This window comes from Streptomyces sp. NBC_01317, assembly GCF_035961655.1.
GTDB lineage: Bacteria > Actinomycetota > Actinomycetes > Streptomycetales > Streptomycetaceae > Streptomyces.
Genome location: NZ_CP108393.1, coordinates 7,100,197 through 7,113,449, shown reverse-complemented (window position 1 = coordinate 7,113,449; position 13,253 = coordinate 7,100,197). Strand labels below are relative to the sequence as shown.

Genomic DNA, 13,253 nt, shown 5'->3' with positions numbered 1-13,253 from the left:
CCCTCAGACGATCGGGTCGTGGACGGTGACGAGCTTGGTCCCGTCCGGGAAGGTGGCCTCCACCTGCACGTCGTGGATCATCTCGGGGATGCCCTCCATGACGTCCTCGCGCGCGAGGACCGTGCGCCCCGACTCCATGAGTTCGGCGACGGTACGGCCGTCCCTGGCGCCTTCGAGGAGGTGCGAGGTGATCAGCGCGACCGCTTCGGGATGGTTGAGCTTCAGTCCGCGGTCCCTGCGCCTGGCCGCCACGTCCGCGGCCACATGGATGAGCAGGCGTTCCTGCTCGTGCGGGGTCAGTTGCACGCTTCCACCTCACAGTGTCGGCCCGGTGACGGCTCCAGGGTCCCTGGCACGTTAAGGCCGAAGTTTTTCGGGCGCGTTAACTGGAGCCCTCGACAGGGCCGTGGGAGTGAGTGCCGTATACAACGGCGCGGTACGACGGCGGCGCGGGCGCCCGCCCCCTCCCGTCCCACCGTCAGCCGCCTGTCGGCGGCCCGTCAGCCGCGCGTCAGCGGCCGTGGGGCGGCTCGTCGTGCCGCCCGCGCAGCTCGGCCGCGATACCGAAGCGCGCGCGTTCGCCCGGAGCGGACGGCAGGGTCCCGACCGACGTGACCGACGTGATCACCTGCTCCTCGGCCGCCTCCTGCTCCTTCTCCAGTCGTTCCAGGTCAGCGGCGGAGACCAGCGCCACCAGCGGCTTGCCGTGACGCGTCACGACCACCCGCTCGCCGCCGTACACGACGCGGTTGATCAGTTCCGCCAGCTCGGCCCGGGCTTGCGTCACCGGAATCTCGTAGGCCATGCTCCCCAGGGTACGGGACGTACGTCCTGTACATTTTTTACAGAAAGGGAGATCCGTGATGCCCGGCCTTTCCGCCCCCGGCCCCGCCGCCCCCGGACTTTCCGCCCGCTATGTACTGCCGGAGTTCAGCGAGAGGACGAGTCACGGGACCCGCACGCTCGACCCGTACTCCAAGCTCTTCGAGGAGCGGATCATCTTCCTCGGCACCCCGATCGACGACACGGCGGTCAACGACGTCATCGCGCAGTTCCTCCACCTCGAATACGCCGCGCCCGACCAGGACATCTGCCTCTACATCAACTCCCCCGGCGGCACGATCGGCGCCATGACCGCCCTCTACGACACGATGCGGACGGTCATGTGTGACGTGGAGACGACCTGCCTCGGCCAGGCGGCCTCCACCGCCGCCGTCCTGCTCGCGGCCGGCACGCCCGGCAAGCGGATGGCGCTCCCCGGCGCGCGCGTGGTGCTCCAGCAGCCGGGCGTGGACGAGCCCGTCCGGGGCCAGCCGTCCGACCTGATGATCCAGGCCGGCGAGCTGCTGCGGACGCGCGACCTGCTCGGGTCGCTGCTGACGCGCCACACCGGGCAGAGCGAGGAGCGGGTACGGGACGACCTGGAGCGGGACACGATCTTCGACGCCGCCGGGGCCAGGGCGTACGGCCTGGTCGATCACGTGGTGCGGACCCGCAGGACCTCCCTGGGCCTCGCCGGCCCGGCCGGCGGGCGGTGACCCGCGGATGCTGCCGGAGCTGCCGCCGCTGCCCGCGCTGACCCGCGCCGAGGGCGAGTTCGTCGACGCCTTCCTCCAGGTGGTCGATCTGCTGGGGCGGATCAACCCGGCGCGCGAAAATGACACGTACAGCGCATTGCGTGCCGCCCAGGCGCTCCCCTCGCGCGCCGCCGAGCTGCGGGACGCCCTGACGACGATGCACGCCAGAGGGGAGACCGAGGTGCACGCCGGGACCCTGGCGCGGGCGTTGCGGGTGCTCGACGGGGAGCGCCGCGCGGGGCGCGTCACCATGCCGCCCGGAGCGCCGACTTGAGGGAGTGTTCCCGTACGGGCGCGTCCGTACGGGAAAGCCTCCCCCGTTCGGCGTAGGAGCAGACTGGACAACCGCGGGGACGCGAGTTGCGCAAAGTGACCATAAGCGCAACGAGGGGTGACACTCCGTCGCAGGTGCGGCCCTCGTCGGGCTCGCGCCGTCGGGGCCAAAACTCTCGCGTCCACCCGTATGGGTCAGACGTGATGAGATTCACATATCGTCGTTTCGCCTCGGAAATCCCTCGGATCCGCGTCAAGATCCCTGGGACGACAAGCCCCCGCCACCCACGGCGGGGCGGTCCGGGCGGACGCCGAGTCCTGCCGCCGCTCCGGATGCCTGGTCGACACGAGTGGATCGGCAGGAGTGGAGGACCCGAGCAGTACGGGCCGGCCCGCACATGGGTCGTCCCTCGGGGTGAAGCCGCTGACGCGGCCGGGCGACTTCGCCAGCCCGAACCCGACAGGTCATCCTTCACAGGCGGCTGACGAAGGGTTGCGCATGACTGCGCAGACACATGTCCCGTCCTTGTTCTCCCGGGCGGGGGCCGTCTCGGCCCTCACGCTCGCCGCGGTCGGCGGCTCGCTGCTGGTACCGGGCGCCGCGTCCGAGGCCCAGGCCGTGCCCCACGCGGCGACGGCGCTCAAAGTGGCAGCTTCCAAGAAGGGATCGCCGTACAAGTACGGGGCCTCGGGACCACGCCGCTTCGACTGCTCGGGGCTGACGGTCTATTCGTACAAAAAGGCGGGCAAGAAGCTGCCTCGTACGGCCCAGCAGCAGTACAACAAGACGCGCCACATCTCGGCGTCGAGCAGGAAGAAGGGGGATCTGGTGTTCTTCCACTCTGGGAGCAGCGTCTACCACGTCGGGATCTACGCGGGCAAGGGCAGGATCTGGCACTCGCCGAAGCGCGGCTCCGTGGTGCGGCTGGAGCGCATCTGGTCCAGGAGCGTCTGGTACGGGCGGGTGCGCTGACGGGGCCGGGGCGGGAGACGGCGGGCCGGCTCAGGCGGTACGGGGGCGGGGACAGGGCCCTCGGAGCCGCGGGGGCGGATTCAGCTCTGCGCCGGCGCCGTCCAGGGCAGGGCGATCCAGACCGTCTTCCCGCCTTCCTCCGTGGGGGTGACGCTCACCCGTCCGCCGCACTCGGCGGTCAGTGAGCGGATGATGACCATGCCGCGGCCGTTGTCCTGCTGCACGGCGGCGGGCAGCCGCCGCGGCCACCGCGGATGGCTGTCGGTGACGCCGACCCGCAGCCGCTCGTCGCGCTCCAGCCGTACCTCCACGGTGAACGTCGGCGACGTGCCGAAGGTGTGCTGGACGGCGTTGGTGGCCAGCTCCGAGACGATCAGCCGGACCGTGTCCGCCAGATCGGCCTTGCCCGGCAGCCCCCATTCCCTGAGAAGGTCCGCGACAAATCTTCGGGCCTCGGGGACGGAGGCCGCATCACTCGGCAGGGTGACGGATGCTTCCTGATGGTCTGCCATGGCGACGCTGTCCCTTTCCCGCCGGGCCGGACTTCGGCACAGAACTGATGCTGCGCCGGCGGCCTCGGACTGTGCTTCGCGCCAGAGTGCCACTTATCGTGCCGTTCGGGGCGCTGATCCACCGAGATATGTGGAATTCTGTCGCTCGAAGCGGTGAACTCTGCTACGTCAGAACGTATTTGAGGGCTCTTGTCCAGAGGTCAGCGACCGGGGCCCGGTGCGGTCCCGGCGGTCTCAGCCCACCGGGGCCGCGGTGGCGATGATCGTCTCCACCGCCGCGTCGAGCTGACGGTACGTCATGTCGGCCCGGGCCGTGAGCCTGATCCGCGAGACGCCGTCGGGCACCGACGGCGGGCGGAAGCATCCCACGGCCAGGCCGGCCGCGCGGCAGTCCGCCGCCCAGCGGACGGCGGCCTCCGGCGAGGCCGCCCGGACGGACACCACGGCGGCGTCGGGACGCACCGCGCTCAACCCGGCCTCGGTGAGCCGCCCGTACAGGGTCAGCGCCACCTCCCGCGCCCGCGCCGCCCGCTCGGGCTCGCGGCGCAGCAGCCGCAGGCTCTCCCGCGCCCCGCCCACCGCCGCCGGTGCGAGTCCGGTGTCGAAGATGAACGTCCGCGCGGCGTTGACCAGGTGGTCGATGACCCGGGCCGGTCCGAGGACGGCGCCGCCCTGGCTGCCCAGGGACTTGGAGAGCGTGACCGTGGCCACGACGCCCCCGGCCCCCGCGATCCCGGCGGCGGCCGGCGCGCCGCGCCCGCCCGGGCCGAGCACGCCCAGGCCGTGCGCGTCGTCGACGAGCAGGGCCGCGCCCCGGGTACGGCAGACCTCGGCCAGCTCGCCCAGCGGCGCGGCGTCGCCGTCCACCGAGAACACCCCGTCGGTGACGACGAGGGCCCGGCGTCCCGGGTGGGCGTCGAGTGTCTTCCGTACGGCCTGGGGGTCGGCGTGCGGGACGACAGACGTCTCGGCGCGTGAGAGGCGGCAACCGTCGATGATGGAGGCGTGGTTGCCGGCGTCGGAGACGATCAGCGAGCCGGGGGCCGTGAGCGCGGTCAGGGCGGCGAGGTTCGCCGCGTAGCCGGACGACAGGACGAGCGCCGCCTCGAAGCCGCAGAACTCGGCCAGTTCGTTTTCCAGGTCGGCGTGGAGCGCGGTGCTGCCCGTGACCAGACGGGAGCCGGTGGCGCCGGCGCCCCAGCGCAGGGCCGCGTCCGCGGCGGCGGCGGTGACCGAGGGGTGGCGGGTGAGACCCAGGTAGTCGTTGCCGGCCAGGTCGACCAGGGGCGAGTCGGCCGGGCGGGGGCGGAGCGTACGGACCAGGCCCGCGCGTGCGCGCCGGCGCGCCTCGGCGTCGGTCCAGTCGAAGGGATCCGGGGGCGGCGCGGACGCATGACCGGCCGCCGGGCGGGCAGGCTCGACCGGTGCGGACGTGGGGCCGCCGGTCCGGGGGCGCGGGTCCTGCGGGTCCGGGTGATCCTGCGGGTCCTGGCGGTCCTGCTGCACGGGAAGGGTCCTTTTTGTAGGCTGCGCACAGACCCTAACCGGGACCGGATCGGGCAAGGGTGTGGCCATACACACACTTCGATCGGGTGGTGTTGTCGGGTTCCTCCCTGGCACCGGAGCCTCGCCGTGCGCGAGGATCAACGCCATGGATCTGCTGAAGACGCTGGTGGAGAAGGGCCTGCGGCGTGAGCTGCCGACCCGCGAAGAGGCCCTCGCCGTACTGGCGACCTCCGACGACGAGCTGCTCGACGTGGTGGCCGCGGCGGGGAAGGTGCGCCGGCAGTGGTTCGGGCGTCGGGTGAAGCTGAACTACCTGGTCAACCTCAAGTCCGGTCTCTGTCCTGAGGACTGCTCGTACTGCTCGCAGCGGCTCGGGTCGACGGCGGAGATCCTCAAGTACACCTGGCTGAAACCCGACGAGGCGTCGAAGGCGGCGGCCGCGGGGGTGGCCGGCGGGGCGAAGCGGGTCTGCCTGGTGGCGAGCGGCCGGGGGCCGACGGACCGCGATGTCGAGCGCGTCTCGGGCACCATCAAGGCGATCAAGGAACAGAACGAGGGCGTCGAGGTGTGCGCGTGCCTCGGGCTCCTCTCGGACGGCCAGGCCGAGCGGCTGCGGGCGGCGGGAGCCGACGCGTACAACCACAACCTCAACACGTCCGAGGGGACGTACGGGGACATCACCACGACGCACACCTACGCGGACCGCGTGGAGACCGTGAACAAGGCCCACGCGGCGGGCCTTTCGGCCTGCTCCGGGCTGATCGCGGGCATGGGCGAGAGCGACGACGACCTGGTCGACGTCGTCTTCTCGCTGCGCGCGCTCGACCCGGACTCGGTGCCGGTGAACTTCCTGATCCCCTTCGAGGGAACGCCGTTGGCGAAGGAGTGGAACCTCACCCCGCAGCGGTGTCTGCGGATCCTCGCCATGACGCGGTTCGTCTGCCCGGACGTGGAGGTACGGCTGGCGGGCGGGCGCGAGGTGCATCTGCGGACGATGCAGCCGCTCGCGCTGCACCTGGTCAACTCGATCTTCCTCGGCGACTACCTCACGAGTGAGGGCCAGGAGGGCAAGGCGGACCTGGACATGATCGCCGACGCCGGGTTCGAGGTGGAGGGCGCGGGCACCACGACGCTGCCGGAGCACCGGGGCGGCGGGGGCTGCGGGCCCTGCGACGGGGCGGACGAGGGCGCGGGTACGGGCGGGTGCGCGGGTACGGTCCCGGCGGCGCGGGCCGACGTGGCTCCGGCGGACACCGTACGGACGGATCTGGTGGCCGTACGGCGCCGGGGTGCCGGTACGGACCTCGCCCCGAATGCCTGAGACCGCGCCGTCCTGGCTCGGCCCGGACGAACTGCTCGCGCTGGACCGGGCCCACGTCTGGCACCCGTACGGCCCCATGCCGGGCCGTGCGGAACCGCTGGTCGTGGAGTCCGCGTCGGGGGTACGGCTCCGGCTGGCCCGGCCCGCCCACGGGCAGCGCGAGTTGGTCGACGGGATGTCGTCCTGGTGGTCGGCGATCCACGGCTACAACCACCCCGTTCTCAACGACGCGGCACACGGCCAGCTGGACCGGATGAGCCATGTCATGTTCGGCGGGCTCACGCACGAGCCGGCGGTACGGCTCGCGGCCAAGCTGGTCGAGATCACCCCGGAGCCGCTGCGGCACGTCTTCCTCGCCGACTCCGGTTCGGTGTCGGTCGAGGTCGCGGTGAAGATGTGCCTCCAGTACTGGCGTTCGGTGGGCCGGCCGGCCAAGCAGCGGCTGCTGACCTGGCGGGGCGGGTACCACGGGGACACCTGGCAGCCCATGTCGGTGTGCGACCCCGACGGCGGGATGCACGAGCTGTGGTCGGGGGTGCTGCCGCGCCAGATCTTCGCGGACGCGCCGCCGGTCGCGTACGACGAGACGTACGCGCGCGGTCTGCGTGACCTGATCGGCCGCCACGCCGGTGAGCTGGCGGCGGTGATCGTGGAGCCGGTGGTGCAGGGCGCGGGCGGGATGCGCTTCCACTCCCCCGCGTATCTGCGGGTGCTGCGGGAGGCGTGCGACGCGCACGACGTGCTGCTGATCCTGGACGAGATCGCGACGGGTTTCGGCCGTACGGGCACGCTGTTCGCGGCCGAGCAGGGCGGGATCTCGCCCGATGTGATGTGCGTGGGCAAGGCGCTGACCGGCGGCTACCTCACGATGGCGGCGACGCTGTGCACGGAACGGGTGGCCGAGGGCATCGCGCGGGGCGACGTACCCGTCCTGGCCCACGGCCCGACCTTCATGGGCAACCCCCTGGCCGCGTCCGTCGCGCTCGCCTCGATCGACCTGCTCCTCGCCCAGGACTGGCGGGCGGAGGTCGAACGCATCGGTACGGGCCTGCGCGAGGGCCTCGCCAAGGCGGAGGGGCTGCCCGGCGTCCTGGACGTACGGGTGCTGGGCGCGATCGGGGTGGTCCAGCTGGACCATGAGGTGGACATGGCGGCGGCGACCCGGGCGGCGGTACGCGAGGGCGTGTGGCTGCGGCCGTTCCGCGACCTCGTCTACACGATGCCGCCGTACGTCACCGGCGACGACGACATCACGAGAATCTGCCGCGCGGTGGTCGCGGCGGCGGAGGAGGCCTGACATGCCGGTGCTGGTCGTGACGGGAACGGGCACGGAGGTCGGCAAGACGATCGTCACGGCGGCCGTGGCGGCGACGGCGCTCGCGCGGGGCCGCACGGTCGCGGTGCTGAAGCCGGCCCAGACGGGAGTGGCCCCGGAGGAACAGGGGGACGCGGCGGAGGCGGCGCGGCTCGTGCGAAGGGCCGGGGTGGTGACCGTGGTGGAACTCGCCCGGTTCCCGGAGCCGTTGGCGCCCGCCACCGCCGCGCGGCGGTCGGGGCTGGCCGCGGTGTCTCCCGACGAGATCGCCGACGCGGCCCTGAAACTCGCCGTCGAACACGACCTGGTGCTGGTCGAGGGCGCGGGCGGACTGCTGGTGCGGTTCGACGGGACGGGCGGCACGCTCGCGGACGTGGCCCGGCTGCTGGGCGCGCCGGTGCTCGTGGTGGCCGCGGCGGGCCTCGGCACGCTGAACGTGACCGCGCTGACGACCGAGGCGCTGCGCGCCAGGGGTGTCGACCCGCTCGGGGTGGTGATCGGCAGCTGGCCCGCCGACCCGGACCTCGCGGCGCGCTGCAATCTGGCGGACCTCCCGGAGTCGGCGGGGGCGCCGCTGCTCGGCGCCGTACCGGCGGGGGCGGGCGCGTGGGATCCCGTGGACTTCGGGGCCCGGGCGCCCGGCTGGCTGGCGCCCGAGCTGGGCGGGGAGTGGGACGCGGCGGCGTTCGGCACGCGGTTCGGCGCGCGACTCCCGCGCGGCACGGGCCCCTCCGTACGGTGAAGACCGTGCCGGCGCCACCGGCCCCGGCGGGGACTTGAGGGGACGATGGCGCCGGCGCACGCCACGGGGCTGTTCCCGCGGCGTGCGGCGCGCGGCTGTGCGGCTATGCGGACCCGAGCCGCTTGAGATCAGCGGCGTACTTCCTGATGAGGGACCGCGAGAGGTGCGGTATGTCCTCGGCCGGCCCGATCCCGGCGGCCCGGACCGCGGCCCGGAACCGGGTGGAGGGGATCACGGACCCGGGCACGGCCTCCTCGGGATGCTCGAATCCGTGGAGGAGCGGCAGCGCCGAGTACTGCCGCTGTTTCTCGGGCAGGGCGCGCATGGCCGTCTCGAACCGGGCGAACCAGTCCCCGTAGTCGTCCACCCGTTCGATCCGGTCGCCCGCGTCGTCGAGCCAGTCGACGAACACGTCGAGCGAAACTCCGTCGTCGTGCGGATTCACCAGGCTGAAGGTCTCGTACCCGTCCGTGGTCCGCCCGCCCAGGGCCACCACGGCGGCGGCGGTGAAGTCCACCGGCAGACCGTCGTAGTGGGCCCGCGGGCGGCTCTCCCCGGAGTCGGCGCGGTAGAAGGAACGCGGCGCGATGCCGGTGGCGATGACACTGAACAGCAGGCGGGTGAACATGTCGGGCACGTTCAGCTGCCCGCCGAACCGGCTGTGGGCGAGGATCATGTTCGACCGGAACGTGGTGACGGGGAGACCGCACAGGTCGTGCGCCTCGCGCAGCAGCACCTCACCGGCCCACTTGCTCGTCGCGTAACCGCCGGCGTAGCCCTCGTCGATCGGCTGGACCGGGAGGGCGGCCCGGACGTCCGAGTCCTCGTCCAGGGCGGGCAGTCCGGGACGGGAGGTGGCGACGGCCACACTGGAGATGTACGTGAACGGTTTGACGCGGCTCGTGAGTGCCAGACGGATGAGCTCCGCCGTTCCCACGACGTTGGCCTCGAACAGGTGGTTGTACGGGAGAACGTGGTTCACCAGGGCGCCGGCGTGGACGATCAGGTCCACGTCGTCGGACAACCGCCGCCAGGTCTCCTCGTCCAGGCCCAGCCGCGGTTCCGCGATGTCGCCCGCCACGACCTCCAGGTGCCCGGCGGCCAGGTCCTGGTAGGTGCTGACCAGGTCGGCGTCCCCGCTGCTGAAGGCCTCGTCGAGCCGCTTCCTGGCCGCGGCCGCGTCCCTGCCGCGCACGACGGCGATCAGTCTGCCGCCCGTCCGGGCCAGCTGTTCCAGCCATTCCAGGCAGAGGAACCGGCCCAGGTAGCCGCTCGCCCCCGTCAGCAGCACGGTCCGGGGCGCCCCGGCCGGACGCGGCAGCGCCTTGGCGCCGGTGAGGGTCCGCGCGTCGATGAACTTGTCCAGGGTGAGGTCCTTGGCGTGGACCTCGGTACCGTCCTCGCCGTGCACCGACGCGAAGGAGATCTGCGTCGGGCCGCTCTCGCGCTTCGCTTCGATGTACGCGGCCAGTTGCCGCAGGTCGTTCGCCGGGCTGATGACGACGTCCACGGGAACCTTGATCCCGAAGATGTCGTGGAGCAGCTTGGAGAAGGACACCGCGGAGAGGGAGTCGCCCCCCAGGTCACGGAAGTACGCGGTGGGGCTCACCTCGGCCATGGAGCCGGCGAGCAGCGCGCGGGCGGCCCGCCGGACGGTATCCAGCACGGACCCCTCCGTACCGGTACGGCGCAGTTCGCGCAGTTCCTCGGTCTCCCGCGCGGCGATGTCGGTGTACAGGTCCTCAAGTGGTTTCCGGTACCGGTCGAGCAGCGGGGGCCACAGCAGCTTCCGGTGGTCGGAGAGCAGGCCGTTCGCCTGGCTGAAGGGCTCGGTCTCGATGAGGAAGTCCCGGGGGATCTCGTACGAGTTCAGCTCCGCGTCCTTCGCGACGCGCTGGAACGACTCGCTGAGGTGCTGCTTGAGGGTTTCCCTGTCGTCGCCGAACCGTTCGAGCGTGTCCGGGGTGGGGACGACCACGGCGAGCAGATAGGACCGTTCGCTGTTGCCGTGCACGAAGATCTGCCGGACCAGGGGGCTCGTGGCGAAGACGGCTTCCAGCCGGGAGGTCGCCACGAACTCGCCCTGCGACAGCTTGAGTACGTTCTTGCGGCGGTCCACCACGACGTGCCGGTCGGGGCCGATCTCGGCGACGATGTCGCCGGTCTTGTAGAAGCCGTCCTCGTCCAGGATCTCCGCCGTCAACTCGGGCTGTTTGTAGTACCCGGGTATCAGGCCCTCGGTCTTCAGCAGGAGCTCGCCCCGCGGGTGGGGGGTGTCGGTCCGGTAGTACCCGAGTTCGGGCACGTCGACGAGCTTGTAGTCGGTCACCGGCGGGCGCAGCAGCTCGCCGTCGACCGAGACGGCAGCGGCCTCCGTGGAGCCGTAGATGATGTGCAGGGGGAGTTCCAGAAGGGATTCCACAAAAGCCTTGAGCTCGGCGGACAGCGGGGCGGAGCCGCAGCTGACCCACGTGAGGCGGCCGCCGATGAGATGCTCGCGCATCTCCGCCTTGACCTCCGACTCGACCGCGTCCTGGTCGGTGCCGTCGAGGGTCCGCCGGTCGAGTTCGCTCCGGTATTTCTGGAAGAGCATTTCACAGACGCGGGGCACAAGCGAGAGTTCGTTGGGCCGTACCAGGGCGATGTCCTCGAAAAAGGTGGACAGGTCGCTGCTGGCCGTGAAGTAACTGATCCCGCCGCGCGCCAGGGTGTTCTTCAGTGAGGAATGTCCGGCGACATGGCTCATCGGCATGTAATTGATATTGATCGCGTGTGCGTCGGAGAACAGCTTGGACCAGACACCGCCCCACATGGCGCCTGCCAGCCGTTCGGTGTACATGGCGCCCTTGGGCGTCCCGGTGCTTCCCGACGTGTAGATGAGCATGGACAGGGGGTCGTCGCCCTCGGCGGAGGCGTACAGCGGGGCTTCTGGCAGTGCGGACCCGCGCGCGAGCACCTCGGACAGGGGGACGACATCGATGTCGCGGCCGGCCTGCCTGAGGCGGTCGTACGCGGAGGTGAACCGTTCATGCTGGTCGCTGACTTCGGGGTGGTAGTCGAAGACGACCAGGCGCCGGGCCGACGCGCCGCGCAGCACCAGTTCGACGGCCACGTCGAGGCGCTCGACGCTCGACGCGACGATGTGCGGGGCCGTCTCGGCGACGATGGAGGCCAATTGGGAGACCGGGGCGCTGGTCTGGAGGGGAACGGCGACCGCGCCGAGGTGGACGCAGGCCAGATCGAGCGTGGCGTAGTCACCGCTGGCGAAGCCCAGGAGGGCGACCCGCTCACCCGGGAGCAGGGGGTGTTCCGGATTACCGTGCCATTCACGCGCCACGGTGCGGACGCGGTCCCACAGCTCGCTGTAGCTGGTCGTCTCATAACGGGGCAGGAGGCGGAGAGAAACACGTCCCGTGCCCGGGTCCCGGGTGAATTCCTTTGCGCGTTCACCGACGGCGGGCCGGTCCGCGTAGCGTTCCATCACATCTGCCAACATGTGCGCAAGCCGCATTCTGGGTCTCCGCATCGCATCAATGGCCGGCATTTCTGGCTGACACTCGAAGGAGATGCTAACCAGAGCCGAACGAGGTATCGGAACAAACAATCGACGATCCGTCAGGTCGGTGCGGAGCGGTACGGGCTACCGCGGACCGTTCGACAGCGCGACGACCGCGTGGGCGGCCGAGGCGAGGGTGACGTGACGGTGCCAGCCGCCGAAGGAACGTCCGGAGAAATCGCGGATGCCCACCCGGTCGGCGATCTCCGTGAAGTCACGGTCGACCTTGTCGGTGAGCTTGCCCAGTCGCACCAAGGAGGCAGGCGTCCTGGCTGTCATGGTGGTCAGCCACAGTTCCGTGGGCCAGTTCCTGCTGTCGTCGCCCGTGCCGAGCAGGAGCAGTTCCTCGTGCGCCTCGGGGTGTCCCGCCCCGGCTGGTTGTTCCCACCGGTCGGGCGGGCCGACCCGGACCGCGGCGGCCAGATTCATCCGGTTCGCGGTCCGGGGATCGTGGCTCGGCGCCGCGGCGGGCCGCCGCATGTCCTTGGCGAGGCTCATGATCTCGTACGCGGACAGCACCTTGCCTCCGTGGCCGGGCAGGACGGAATCCCGTACGGCCAGACGGAGATCGCCGTTGACCCGCCCGAGGAGCGGCATGCCGGCGGCGCCGAGTCTCTCGAAGACCGTCATCGCGTGTACTTCCCGGACGTCGAGCACGACGGGCCGCACCGGCAGGTCCCACCGGGTCACGGTCTCCAGGCAGGCCTCGATCACGCACTCGCTGCGTGTCTCCACACCCACCTCGTCCGGAATTGACACCTGGCTCCGCCGGACGTCGTCCTTGAGCCAGGCCTTGGGCAGGTGAAGGCGCCAGTTGACCGGGGTGCTCATCTCCTCCGAGACCGCCCAGACCCCGACGGCCCGCTGCGCGTTCAGCACCTGTCCCAGGAGAGGGGAGAAATGCTTGTCCACGCCGACCGAGTGCCGTCCCGTCTTGGGGATGATCATGGGCTGCACCACCCAGGCCCGCGGCGGTGCCACACCCACCAGGTGGTGGGCGAGCGCCTGGCGGACGGGCGTCCAGTCCCAGGTGGAACCGCTGATGAAATGGTGGAGGTTCTGCTCCGAGACCTGCTCGCCGAGCAGCGCCGCGAGGTTGCGTATCGACTTGCGCCCGCGGGCCTCCACCAAGCCGCGTAAGTACTGCATCCCTTTTCTGTACTGGTCGCTGCGGGGCAGCGAGGTGAACAGTATCGAGCCGAGTTCGGCGAGGAGCACATCGTGGGAACTGGACTGGAACGACACGGGGGCGCCCGCTGCCCCGCGCGTGTCGTACAGGTCGACGCTAACCATGGTTTCCCTCACTCTTGCCAGGCCAGGAGTGCTTCGAGGTCGCTTCGATCAGGTGCGGAAGCGGATCAGGGTGCGAACCGGCATCGTGTCGCGCCGTCAGGGCGGCGCGGCTCGTCATGGCGCTTGTCGCCCCGGTCCAGACAGTAGGGATCAGAGGGGGCGGAACCATCACACCCGACGCGAGA

12 protein-coding genes and 1 riboswitch are annotated in these 13,253 nt (G+C 71.1%); of the genes, 6 read left to right on the top strand and 6 right to left on the bottom strand.

All coding sequences use genetic code 11. The annotated features are described in order from the left end of the window. Positions 1-3: 3 nt before the first annotated feature. Together OG349_RS31065 and OG349_RS31060 are read right to left on the bottom strand one after the other, a co-directional pair. Positions 4-306, bottom strand: a complete 303-nt coding sequence (locus OG349_RS31065; RefSeq protein ID WP_327237741.1) for an urease subunit gamma — start codon at positions 304-306, stop codon at positions 4-6. 205 nt (positions 307-511) lie between these two features. Further along, positions 512-805 carry a type II toxin-antitoxin system Phd/YefM family antitoxin gene (locus tag OG349_RS31060; protein ID WP_327237740.1) on the bottom strand — a complete coding sequence of 98 codons (294 nt, stop codon included), beginning with the start codon at positions 803-805 and terminating at the stop codon, positions 512-514. 58 nt (positions 806-863) lie between these two features. Between OG349_RS31060 and OG349_RS31055 the strand changes: the two genes are divergently transcribed. The 3 genes from OG349_RS31055 (at position 864) to OG349_RS31045 (ending at position 2,823) form a co-directional block, all read left to right on the top strand. After that, complete coding sequence (locus tag OG349_RS31055; RefSeq protein WP_327237739.1) at positions 864-1,538, top strand: ATP-dependent Clp protease proteolytic subunit; 675 nt, start codon at positions 864-866, stop codon at positions 1,536-1,538. A gap of 7 nt (positions 1,539-1,545) precedes the next feature. After that, complete coding sequence (locus OG349_RS31050; RefSeq protein ID WP_327237738.1) at positions 1,546-1,851, top strand: hypothetical protein; 306 nt, start codon at positions 1,546-1,548, stop codon at positions 1,849-1,851. 323 nt (positions 1,852-2,174) lie between these two features. Then, positions 2,175-2,346: riboswitch (cyclic di-AMP (ydaO/yuaA leader) on the top strand. Positions 2,347-2,349: 3 nt separating this feature from the next. After that, positions 2,350-2,823 carry a C40 family peptidase gene (locus OG349_RS31045; protein WP_327237737.1) on the top strand — a complete coding sequence of 158 codons (474 nt, stop codon included), beginning with the start codon at positions 2,350-2,352 and terminating at the stop codon, positions 2,821-2,823. Positions 2,824-2,903: 80 nt separating this feature from the next. Here OG349_RS31045 and OG349_RS31040 read toward each other — a convergent pair whose 3' ends face one another. Beyond that, positions 2,904-3,335, bottom strand: a complete 432-nt coding sequence (locus OG349_RS31040; RefSeq protein ID WP_327237736.1) for an ATP-binding protein — start codon at positions 3,333-3,335, stop codon at positions 2,904-2,906. 234 nt (positions 3,336-3,569) lie between these two features. Then, positions 3,570-4,658, bottom strand: a complete 1,089-nt coding sequence (locus OG349_RS31035; protein ID WP_327238792.1) for an 8-amino-7-oxononanoate synthase — start codon at positions 4,656-4,658, stop codon at positions 3,570-3,572. Between the two features lie 328 nt (positions 4,659-4,986). Between OG349_RS31035 and bioB the strand changes: the two genes are divergently transcribed. Genes bioB through bioD form a run of 3 tightly spaced genes read left to right on the top strand, consistent with a single transcriptional unit; the run spans position 4,987 to position 8,219 of the window. Continuing rightward, on the top strand, positions 4,987-6,162 hold the full coding sequence (gene bioB, locus OG349_RS31030) for a biotin synthase BioB (protein WP_327237735.1): 1,176 nt from the start codon (positions 4,987-4,989) through the stop codon (positions 6,160-6,162). Continuing rightward, on the top strand, positions 6,155-7,459 hold the full coding sequence (locus OG349_RS31025; protein ID WP_327237734.1) for an adenosylmethionine--8-amino-7-oxononanoate transaminase: 1,305 nt from the start codon (positions 6,155-6,157) through the stop codon (positions 7,457-7,459). Before bioB ends, OG349_RS31025 begins: the two co-directional genes overlap by 8 nt. Before the next feature lies 1 nt (position 7,460). Further along, positions 7,461-8,219, top strand: coding sequence for a dethiobiotin synthase (gene bioD, locus OG349_RS31020; RefSeq protein ID WP_327237733.1), 759 nt, complete (start codon positions 7,461-7,463; stop codon positions 8,217-8,219). 103 nt (positions 8,220-8,322) lie between these two features. Here the strand turns inward: bioD and car are convergent, their stop codons facing one another. Continuing rightward, the gene (gene car, locus OG349_RS31015) at positions 8,323-11,763 is read right to left on the bottom strand and encodes a carboxylic acid reductase (protein WP_327237732.1); all 3,441 of its coding nucleotides are present in this window, start codon (positions 11,761-11,763) and stop codon (positions 8,323-8,325) included. A gap of 96 nt (positions 11,764-11,859) precedes the next feature. Further along, positions 11,860-13,068, bottom strand: a complete 1,209-nt coding sequence (locus tag OG349_RS31010) for an IS701 family transposase (RefSeq protein ID WP_327237731.1) — start codon at positions 13,066-13,068, stop codon at positions 11,860-11,862. Positions 13,069-13,253 lie beyond the last annotated feature (185 nt).